We start from the raw sequence: 13,233 nt of genomic DNA, 5'->3' as shown, positions 1-13,233 counted from the left end.
GGAATAATTCAATTGATAATCATAATAAGTATCATTATTGAACATTACTGAAAGGGTGTATTCACCAGTTGAGGTAATTATATCCTTATACATAGCATAGGTTATAGGAACTATTTTAGTACCGTTTGCCTCAAGTTTGATCTCACGTACTACTTCCTTACCGTTGATTCTTATGTATACCCATCCGTTTTGGGAATTTGTAGCATTGGAAGTCACGTTACAGATTAATGTTTGACCATAATAAATATCTGCAGCCTCAATTATAATCCAAATCGGACGTGAGTTTAAGATTACAACAGTATCATTTGTAACACCAAAGTGATAATCATCACCATCATATGTAGCAGTAACTGTGTAAGTTCCAGTATGCATATGGTTTAAGGTGACATTTGCATAAGCAATAAGCCATCTTCCATTTACTATTTGCTCACAATAAATAGTACCATAATAATCTTTACCGCCAATGACAAATTTGACTTGCTCCCCTACTACAGAGGTATGATTACTGTAAACTCCACCATATGGAAGAGTTATTGTAGCTATGAATGTAATGTTTTCATCGACTTCCGGAGTTCTGGTTATTTCTAATTGAGTATGCATCTTAACTTTTAAAGTTCCGTTACGGTAGGTACATTTCGCCAATCCAGTATCATTTCCACTAAGTAAGAATACATCCTGGATAGATGCAGGAAGTGGAAGTCTGTTATATGTTAAGTTATATTTTATACCAGAATCATATTCCGGATGATTATTGTAGGTACCTAATGAATGTACAGAAATGATTGTGTTGTGATTGTCATCAGTAATATTAGCATAGAACATGAAAGTAGTATTCCATTCTACTTCATGAGTAGTGTTACTCAACATGTCCAAATAGGTTTGGGTCATTATTGTACCGTTGTTGAATATTACATAATCAAAGCTGTTTTTATCAAGATATAATATACCATCGTTCCATACGGAGTAATCGACAGGATTATATTTACTGTTGTAGTCTCTTTCAAGATAAGTCATGTTTTTATTTGGATTTGGACCAGTAATGTTATTGTTGGTTAAATACACTGTAGCCGGCCTGTAAACCCAAATCGCATCCCTACCAGTAAAGTTAGAATCTATTACAGTGGAAATTCCACCATTAAAGTATAATGCACCACCATAGTCAATTGAAGCCTCATAATTAGCAAAAGTACTGTTTTGAACAGTTACATTACCGTCTACGTAAATTCCACCACCGTTACCGTCAGGAGTTTTAACATCATAGAAAATTGAATTTTTAATGACTGTATCGTTTATGCCAATTAAATAGAATGCACCACCATTTTCAAATGCTTTGGATTTATTTACTTTAAGTGAATCAAATGTTAAATTAGTTGAATTAATCCATGAGATAGAACCACCATTTAGACTGGACACTTCATTATTAAATGTTAAATTATATAATGTAGAATCATTACAGTTTACTGCTGAAATAGATCCACCATTAGCATTTGACCGGAGATTCAAGAATTTTGAATTTGAAATGTTTAAGTCTGTAGCATTTTCCCAGTGAATAGCTCCACCTTCACCGAAAGCTTTAAGTGAAGAATCAATGTAACCGGCACCCATACCATAATCAAAGATACAGTAATCGATTGTAGTATTATAATTGTTATGACCTGAAATTGCACCACCGCTTATTAATGCTAATGAGAATGTGAAGTTTGAATATGTTATCTTAGCATTATCACTGTATAAAGCAATTGCACCACCATCACCCAATGCACGGGAAGATACAAATGAAGAATTGAATATAGTAATATTTGTTGAGTTTACACCTGCAAATATTGTACCACCATTTACCGCAATTGAATCAATAAATGTAGTGTTGGCAATTAAACCATTAGGACCAACCCAATCAATAGCACCACCTTGACCATTTTTAACATCAGTAATGTAGTTGGTATCGAAGTAGGAGTTACGTACTTTACAGTTTGGACTGTCACCCCTTACATATATAGCTCCACCGCTTTTGAAAGCAGTGTTGTTGATGAAAGTGTAATTGTTAATGTTGATTCCATCCACACCTAACCATGCAAGAGCTGCACCTGCAATATCTGCATGATTTTTAATGAAGGAGTTGTTTCCACCGAATCCACCGGTAGCGTTAGCTTCCCTACATAAAGCTGCACCGTATTCACCAGCATAGTTATTTGTGAATCTAGTATTGTTAAGACCCATCATACTAGCGTTACAGTCAATAGCACCACCGTTTTTGGTAGCCCTGTTTGCATCAAATATAACATTGAAGATTCTACTTTGACTGGAAATACCATTTAAGTAGATACCTCCACCGTAGACAGCTTCGTTAGCTGTGAAATTAGAGTAGAATATATCACCAGCAGCTGCAAGCCAGTCGATAGCACCACCGTGATCACCTGCAACGTTCTTTTCAAATACTGAGTAGTATATGGTATTGTTTTTACCGGTTCCACCTACCATGAGTGCACCACCGTGTCTTCCTGCAGTATTTGAGTAGAAGCGAGTGTCATTGACTGATACACCAGTTGCTCTTAAATTAATAGCACCGCCATCGATTGTAGCACCGTTTCTTGTAAATGTTACATTGTTGATTTTGGTGAAACCTGATTCTTCACCTGCAGAAATAGCACCACCAACGGATGCATGGTTGTCAGTGAATATTGAATGTATAACTGTTGCATTGTCTGCATTAATATTTATAGCTCCACCAATTCCTAAAGTTTCATTGGTTACATTGTTTCCTGTGAATATACAGTGTTCCACAATACAGAAGTCACTGTCGTTACCTACATATATTGCTCCACCTCTTTGACCTGCAGTGTTGCCTGTGAAGTTATAGTAATCAATGTGAATGTTTTTCACACCAAGCCATGCAAGAGCTGCACCTGCAATGTCTGCATGGTTGTAATTGAATACGTTATGGTCTCCATGACCATATCTTGCACCTGATTCCCTACATAAAGCTGCACCGTATTCTCCTGCATAGTTATGTTCAAATGTTAAATTGTAAATTCCAATATGTTCCGCATTACAGTCAATAGCACCACCGTTTTTGGTAGCGTTATTGTAAGTGAATGTTGTATTGGTAATAGTAGTATAATTTGATCTTCCGTTTAAGTAGATACCTCCACCATAGACTGCAGAGTTTCTAGTGAATGATGAATTAAGAATTTCACCAGCTGCAGCAATCCAGTAAACACCTGCACCATAACCTGTTGCAATATTTCCATCGAATAGTGATTCATGTATTTTGTTTTCAGTACCTACACCACCAACATATACTGCACTACCGTTAACAGCAACGTTGTTATAGAATTCACCATCATCAATATGTACACCAGAAGCGTGTAAGTTAATAGCTCCACCACGTTCATAAGCAACATTTTCTCTCCATACTGAAACGTTAATGACAGTGTTACCTGAATCAGCACCTACATATATTCCCCCACCTAATCTTGCGGTGTTTCTTGTGAAGTTGGAATTTTGAATTGTTGCATTTTCTGCAAGAATATTGACTGCACCACCAACTCCTAAATCCTCTGGATATGTACCTACAAGATAGTAGTATAAAGTCTCTGTAGGATAAATAATTGTTTTATTGACTAAGCTCATATTATAAGTACCTTGGAGACGATAATACATTGTAACGTGATCCCATGACTCCCAACTGAATGAATCCACACCTTGAGTTCTGTTTGTTACAAAGTTATCTTCAAAGTAGGAATCAATGATTGAACAGTTATGACTGCCTGGACTTAGATAAATAGCTCCACCACTGACATCAGCAGAGTTATTGATGAATTTATAGTCAGTGATTGTAATACCTACTGAAGTCATCCAACCTAAAGCTGCACCTGAAACAAATGCATGGTTGTTTTTGAATGTGTTGTTTTCACCAGATCCTTTTTGAGCATTGACTTCCCTACATAATGCTGCTCCGAATTGAGCATAGTTTCCGTCAAATATTGTATGTGTTAAATACATTTTGGAAGCGTTACAGTCAATAGCACCACCATTGTATTTAGCATGGTTGTCTGTGAATATACATCTTGTAATTATACTTTCATTTGAAAGACCACCGAAGTATATTCCACCACCATAATATGCATTGTTATTTGTTAAGTTTGAATTTACGATTGTACCTGAAGATGCCATCCAGTTAATAGCACCACCGTTACCGTCTGTCGCATTGTTTCCTTCGAAAACAGAATTGTATACATAGTTGGTTTCACCTTTTCCACCTACATATAATGCTCCTCCTTCAAGTGCCTTGTTATTATAGAAGTTGGATTGATTGATAGTTACGGAAGATGCGCTTAAGCTGACAGCTCCACCAGCAGCAAGTGCATAGTTATCTTTGAAAGTGGATTTGGTAATGTTGATTTTACCTGAGGCACTACCTACATAGATTGCTCCACCATCATAAGCATGGTTATTTGTGAAAATGGAATTGTCAACAAGTCCTTTTTCAGCATACCATTCAATAGCACCACCATGACCATCAGTTGAATTGTCAACATAGTTGTTGTCGAATAGACAGTTTATAATTTCACAATTTCCACTGCCTTCACCTACATAGATTGCTCCACCACTGAAACCTGCAGTGTTATCATAGAAGTAGTAAGTATCAATATGAATACTTGATGCATTAACCCATGCAAGAGCTGCACCTGCATATTCCGCATGGTTATCTCTGAAGGTGTTATTAAATCCATGACCTCCTGTAGCATTTACTTCTCTACATAAAGCTGCACCGACATATGCAGTGTTAGATACAAATGTAGTGTTTATCAATTCCATTCCAGGAGAGTTACAGTCAATAGCACCACCACGGGTAACTGCATTGTTTGCTCTGAATGATGTATTATAGATTTTAGCATTTGTAGCTGTGTAATCGTAGTATATTCCACCACCTATGGTAGCATTATTGGTATAGAAATTACAATCAATTAATGTACCATTTACACCAGCCCAATATAATGCGCCTCCTTTATCTACCTTATCACCAAATTTACCGCTAGCATTACCATTAGCAAATTCCACATCAACAAAGGTAACATTGGCTGCAGTGATATTAAATATTCTTGAGAATCCTCTTGCATCTATAGACCAACCATCACCATAAATAGTAAATGGTTTAATTATATTTGTAAGATTCATACATTTGGTATCTAAAGGATATGAAGCATCATTATTATAATATGGAGTGAATCTCATTGTCCTTGGCAAGTGAATCTCATATTTTCCATTAGTGATATTGCCTTCAATCCAACGTTGGAGAAGTGTGAAATCTCCAATCGGATCACCGTGTGCCCTATCTTGAGTAGAGTTTCCTTTATATAAGTAGTCTGCACTAGAAAATCCAACAGTAACATTATAAGTTTGATTAGTTATAAGACCAGTGAATGTCGCATAAAGGAAATTTTCACCTTCATGATCATTATAATGTTCATAGAAATTATCTGGAGTTATAATGACCTGTTGGATTAATTGACCAGTAGTTGAATTAGTTAAATTTATAACCACATGAATATCTTTTCTATTAAGATTTCTTGGACTGTCAACAATAACAGTAATAACCGGAGATTCATAACTTGAGTCAGTAATAACCTTTAATATATAATCATAATTATTTTCAAATAATGAAGTGAAAATAAAGTGAGTACTAGTTCCGTTAGTATAAACATCTGTTCTATGGGTATTTGGATCAATATGTCCGATGTCATCGAAATTATTGAAGTCCCTATATACACATTCAATAGAATTCTCAACTACTACATAATAAACAGCAGCACCATTATATACAGCACTATTTTTTCTAAAGGTATCATTATAAATTGTAAGACCAGTAGATTCACCTCCATAGTATATAGCACCACCATTGTCTGCATGTGAACTTACAAATGTAGAATCACGTACATTAGCAGTTATATCAGGAATAACATAAAGAGAACCACCATTTTGTGCATTGTTTGATTCGAAAGTACAACTTGTTATGTAGTGCCCAGTAGTTGCAAGATAAACAGCACCACCATCAAATTTAGCAGTATTCCTTATAAAAGTACAATCTGATATAGGGAAATTTGAATTGCCATTAAATGCATTGTAAATTGCACCACCATAAGAAGCATTATTGCCATCGAAAGCACAATGTGAAATATCTACATAATGATTACTTAACTTAGGTGCGTAAATTGCACCACCCATATTAGCACTATTATTTGTGAAATTATTATACTGAATAGTGGAACCAGTTGCATATACATAAATAGCTCCACCTTCATTCGCCTTATTACCAATGAACTCATTATTTATAATTGTTTGTGCAACAGGAAGATACATAGCACCACCTTGTTGAGTAGCAGTGTTATTAATGAATTTCATACCTTCGATTTCAGTTGCACGCAACCAGTATAATCCACCACCTTGCTCAGCAGTGTTATTAATGAAAGTTAAATTTTTATAATTTACATCAACATTTGTAAAGTAGATTCCACCACCTTTTTCTGCTGCAAAACTGTTTGAAATTGTAACATTTTCAATATTAAACGAAGACGCACCATAGATACTTCCACCACTGTTGGAACCTAACTTACCTCCAGTAGCTTTATTTCCATCGAAAGTGGAGTTAATTAAATAAACAGAATTAGCGTTTAATTTCCATACAGTAAGTCCTCCACCAAAGTTTGCTGTGTTGTTGATGAAGGTGGTATTTATAAACCAAACATTTTTAGTACCTTTAATCATTGCACCACCTCCACCTTTATCATTATCAGCATCAGTTGCTAAGACACCTTTAGCAGTGTTGTTAATAAATTTAGTATTAAGAACATAAATTCCCAAAGTATTGGAACTATCTAGATATAATGCACCAGCTTCTCTAATAGACCAACAATTTCTAAATTCAGAGTTGTTAATAACTAACTTACCTCCATCAGGTCTTGCATAGATAGCTCCACCTTGTACCCAAGGTTTATCTTTGATAGTAGCAGATGTTGTAATATAATTTCCATCAAATGTACAGTTATCAATAGTTGCCTCAATATTAGCCTTATCCCATAAAATAGCTCCACCATCTGCCTTTTCAGCAGCATGAACTGAATTATTTATAAATTGAGAATTTCTGACAACTCCATATTTTTGTCCTTCAGACCAATAGATAGCTCCACCACCCCTAGTAGTCCTAACATTTTGAATAGCACCGCTAGGTGGATAAGCAGCATTACCTGTAAATATACAACCATCAACAACATTATTTGTAGATTCTTTTCCACCATACCAGAAGATAGCACCTCCATCCATTTTTGCAACATTATTTGTAAAGTTTGAATTGTATACATTAGAATATGAACCTGTAGCAAATATTGCTCCACCGTCCCAGGAAGTATGACCATTTTCAAATGAGGAATTAATTACATCACAATAACTACCTTCAAGGTAAATCATTCCTCCTCTATATGCATTAGAGTTATTAAATTGAGAATCTGTAATATTAGCATAATTACCTTTAATATAAATTGCACCACCGAGATTGTCTGAAGTATAACCTTTTGAAGCAAATGCATGAGTAAATTTGAATGTTGAATTTTCAATATGGGCATTTATACCGTCAATAAATACAGCACCACCTTTAAGGGTAGCATTGGTGAAACTTATATCCGAGTTTAAAACCTCAGCATTAATACCTTTAATATAAATTGATCCACCATTTGAAGCATAAGTGAATGAAGTAGTTATATTATCAAGTGTTGCATCTTTTCCCTGCACATAAATAACTCCACCTTCTTTTCCATGGGATCTTTCAAAGGTTGTGTTCACAATGTTAGTGTTGTCACCTAAAATATAAATGGCACCCCCACCAGTAGTATAAGTTTTACCGGCTTCAACTTCTGTTTCTGAAACATTACATCTTGAAAATGAAGAATCAGTAATATTTACATTAGTACCTGTAATAAATATAGCTCCTCCTGCAATTTTAGCAGAAGACATTTCGAATTTTGATTTGGAAATACTTACATTATTTCCTTCAAGAGATATTGTACCTCCATTTGAATTACCATGTGTGCTTACACCTCTATTATTAGTACAAGTAATATTATATATACTACCAAAATCACCAATCCAGTTTATAGCACCACCATCATCACCGGCAACGTTTCTTGTGAAATTGGAGTCATACAATTTACAGTTTTGACCTGATACATACAATGCTCCACCATCTTCAGAAGCATAACAACCTATAAATTCAGATTTTCCAATAGTGGCATTAATACCTGTGATAAAAATTGCGCCCCCTTCACCATTGAGAATATCACTTACAAAACAATTATTGAAACTGGATTCGGTAATATTAGTATTATCACCCTCTACATAAATAGCTCCACCTTTAACACCAATATCAACCACAGCAGTACCTTTACTTTTAATATTGTCAATATTATTTTTAATAAAAGTGAAATTACTATCTAATTGAGTATAATCAGCAGTTAAATAGATATCTTTAATACCATTTAAATTATTAATATTGCTAACCTGACTTGCAATTGTATCTACAATATCTAAAAATTTGTTAAAATCTGATGTGCGTGATAAGGTATTCAGATTATTTTTAATTGGATAAATATTATCTGTAAATATTTTATAATTATTTTTCAAATTATTGACATAATTAAGTTTATTATTGATGAGGTTAACAATAGAGCTTACATTATTAGTATAATTATCATAAGTAGCATCATCCGGAATAGCATATAATTTTTGTATAATCTCAGTTAAATTTAATGTTTTTAAAAGATTACTATCAAATTTTACCCTGGAAGGTATAGTATCATTAAGTGCTTCCAGACTGCTAATAGCTGAATCACGATTAGTAAGATTAAAGACTTTATTACTAAATATTTTATTAACATAATTATTTTTTATAGAATTTAATGAATTATAAATATTTGTGAGATTATTAGATATAGTTTTTAAATTTGCATTAGTAAAGTCAACCATTCCGTTAGCTCTTAATAACATATTCTGTACAATTTCATTAAAATTACTGATATCCGGAGAAATCCAGGATGTAGGATAACCAACTCTACAATCAATAAATTCAGCAGAAATTGTAGCGTTGTTACCTTCAATATAAATAGCTCCACCATCACGGGTTGTGTAACTTGAATTGAATTTGGAATCTATAATTCTCGCATGATCATTTTTAATATAAATTGCACCACCTCTTCCAACAAAAGTCTGATCGAAAGAAGATGCCTCTCCACCATAATCTGAATGAATATCTCTACCTGCGAATGTATTTTTAAATTCGGATGATTTAATATATGCATTATCCCCATCAATATAAATCGCACCACCGTCTACTGTGGAATTACAATTTTCAAAAGTACAGTTATCAACTGTTGTGTTGACACCGATAATCATGATTGCACCGGCACTATTTGGTGAAGTACACCTGATAAATTTTGAATAAGTAATATTTGTATTGTTTCCTGTTACAAATAATGCACCACCGTCGGTTTCATTTAATTTTCCCGCTTTAAATAAGACAGCACCAAGTTCGAATGTGGAATTTGCAATAGTTACATTGTTACCTGTAAGACATATGATTCCACCTTTTGATGTGGATGCACCGGTTACTTCATCATTATATGCAACAGCAGTGTTGTTGTAACATATAATATGGATAACATGACCTAAGTCACCTTCCCAGTTGATTGCACCACCGTCATCTCCACAACTGTTATTTGTGAAATTAGAATATTCGATTGTATTGTTTCGAGAACCGGTTGCAAAGTTGATTGCACCACCGTCACGACGGGCATAGTTGTTAATGAATACTGAATTAGTAATATCACATTCTGATGCACCAACATCAAACGCAACAGCACCACCATGACCTGTTAATTTGTAATCTACTTTAGTATCATTGTTGGCATCATTTCTTTCTTGAGTGTAATTTTTCCAAGTGTTGTTTGCAATACCTAATGCACGGTTATTTTCAAATTTACATAAGTCAAATGTTACATTATGATTTTCCTGTAAAAAGACTGCTCCTCCACGACCAACAGTAGTACAGTTAGTGAAAGTTACATTATGTACAACAATATGGTCACCAGTGAACATAATTGCTCCTGCATCTCCACCTGTGGTGTTTGTATCCCAGTGGCTTGAATCCCATCCTGCATATTTTACTTTACCGTCTTTACTTGTTTTAAGAGATCCACCATAGGATGTAGTATTGATAATAGTAATATTTTCCATTCTACCATAGTCACCGTCGTAGTAGATTGCTCCAGCTGAACGTGCTGCTCGGGTATTGTTGAAAATACAGTTGTAAATATGTCCGTAGTTAGCACCTGCAAGCCAGTCTACACCTCCACCATTGGTACCTGAAGTACAGTTTGTGAAGTTACATAAGTTGTATGTTACATTGTCACTTCCGGTCATGTATGCTCCACCACCACGACGTGCTGAGTTGGAGTCTACAAATGTACAGTTGTATACAAGACCTAAGTCACCACTCCATAAAATAGTACCTCCGTCACCACCGAAGTACTGATCGATTGCCCAGTCGACTGGTGAGATGATTGACTCTGAAAGGGAAATGTTAACTTCGTCCAATTTATGCCATTTGTTGTCAGTTCCGTTTACCCAAGATTCAAAGTGACCGACAGTTAATGAAAGAGTTTTATTAATTACGTATAATTTACCCTTTACCCCTATATCAGGTAGTCCATTTGGGGCATTTATGACAATTACATCATCATAAGTAAGGTCCATATCATATTCATGCGCTTCACCGGTAGCTCTGTTGTTTACAAACCTTGAATTTTTAACAGTACCGTTGTATCCGTGCCAGAAGATTGCACCTCCATTACGACGAGCAGTGTTGTTGATGAATGTTCCGTTATCAACTAAACCGTCTTCTGCACCATCGTGCCAGTCTATAGCACCACCATTGGTACCTGCGACATTATCTTTAAAGTACACATTCTTGAAGGTTGTGTTTTTGTTTCCGTGGTCACATCGTTCGAGGTATACTGCACCTCCACGGCCACCAATATGATAAGTAGCATTATTCAACTGAGCATTATTAGCAATGAATCTTGAATTTTCAACAGCACCATTAATACCTGCCCAGAAGATTGCACCACCATCACCTAAGTTACCATATGATCCGGTGTGTGTACCTTTAGCAGTATTGTTTGTGAAATTGGAACCTATAATTTCACCATTGTGACCTCTCCAGTATACTGCACCACCATTTGCATAAGCAGTATTATTTTCAAATACAGAATTAAGAATATTACCATCACTTGCACCTTCGTGCCAGTCTATAGCACCACCATTGGTACCTGCAGTATTATTAATAAATACACAGCCATCAAATGTAGTATTGGTACCGTTACCTTCATCACTACCTTGCAGATAAACAGCTCCACCACGACCTCCTGAATTAGTAGCAGCATTATATTGAGCATAGTTATCTTCAAACCTACAGTTAATAGCAGTACCATTGGAACCAGTCCACATTACAGCACCACCATAACCACCATAAGTTAAATTACCATAAGAGTCGTTATACTGTACAAGACCTAAAGCTTTATTATTGGTAAAGTTGGAATCTTCAATAGTACCATTAGTACCAAACCAGAATACAGCACCTGCAGACCTGTTTGCTATATTATTATTGAAAGTAGAGTTACTAATAACACCATCATGAGCACCTCTATTGAAATCTACAGCACCACCATTAATACCAGCAACATTATCATTAAAGGTAGAACTGTCTATAGTTAAGTTAGTACAATTTTCAGTGGAGTTACCATGTAAGAATATAGCACCACCACGTACATTAGCATGGTTATTGGTGAAAGTAGAATTACCATTAATAATACCATGACTACCTACCCATACGATAGCACCACCATCTCCACCACCGAGAACACCACCAATTACACTAGTGACTTCACCAGTAGCGGTATTGTTAGTGAAAGTAGAGTTACTTACAGTACCATAATGACCACTCCAATGTACTGCACCACCACTACGTTTAGCAGTGTTGTTGACAAATGTGCTATCTTTAATATAACCATAAGTAGCACCTGCAGACCAGTCAACAGCACCACCATTAGAACCGGCAGTATTGTTAATAAATGTAGAAAGTACGAAACCTGTATTATTATTAAGAGGATTATAAGTGGTATTAGTTAAGAATACTGCACCACCATGTTGTTTAGCAGTATTGTTAATGAAAGTACAATTATATGCATAACTATCCCAACCTCTCATTACTAATCCACCACCATTACCAGGATAAGCAGTGAATAAACCTTTTGCTTCATTATATTTAAAGGTGGAATCATAAATATGGAAATTACTACTTTGCATACCAACTCCACCTGCGGAACCATTAGCAGTATTATTGTTTATTGTACAATTTATAATATTAACATTAGTAATACGATTACCACTACTACCAATAGCACCTGCATTCATACCAGCCATATTCTTAATAAAAGTAGAATGACTTATAGTAACACTGGAACCATTCAGGAATACTGAACCTCCAACACCTGTTTGCATATTATTAGGGTTCTTTATAGCACGGTTACCTTCAAAGTATGAATTGGTAATTGTGCTTTCAATACCATTTATGAATACAGCACCACCATTAGCATTAGTAGCAGTATTGTCAATGAACTTACAATTATCAATGTTGACTACACCTTTTGCAAATATTGCCCCTCCATGTCCAGCTTGCATACCATTTGGCATTACGGTAGCTTTACAATTGATAAATGTTATTCCAGTTAAGGTTATGGTATGTCCTTCCGGAACAATGAATGCTCTCGCTAGGTTACTACCATCTATTATTACTTTACCCTGACCATCGATTTTAGTCACAGTTGTAGGAATAGTTATTCCTTTAACTAAACCGGAATCTGAACTACTGTCATAAGTATAGTTCTTGTTCAAAGTGACGGTTCCTCCGACACTTATATCGCTCTGCAATTGTGAAAATGAGTCTGCATTTACACTTTCCTCATGCAGTTGATCATTAGAATTAGGAAGTGAATATGCAGAGACATTATTCTGTGCTGTTAAAACAACACTATCCGTAGTATTTGAATCGCTTGAAGCTGCAACAGCCTGAAGTGAGAAAATACAACATATTATAAGTAATATTATTAATATCTCTTTCTTGTTCAT

General features: G+C 35.2%; 1 protein-coding gene (running past one end of the window). It reads right to left on the bottom strand.

Translation table 11 applies throughout. From position 1 onward, the window contains the following. Positions 1 to 13,233 carry the 5' portion of an Ig-like domain repeat protein gene (locus tag Q0P94_RS00245; RefSeq protein ID WP_295112206.1) on the bottom strand. 14,211 nt of this gene lie to the left of the window's left edge, so only the first 13,233 of its 27,444 coding nucleotides appear in the window; the start codon lies at positions 13,231 to 13,233; its stop codon lies off the left edge, out of view.

This window comes from uncultured Methanobrevibacter sp., assembly GCF_946184425.1.
Lineage (GTDB): Archaea > Methanobacteriota > Methanobacteria > Methanobacteriales > Methanobacteriaceae > Methanocatella.
The sequence above is the reverse complement of the archived record's forward strand: the minus strand, read 5'-3'. Positions and strand labels throughout refer to the sequence as shown.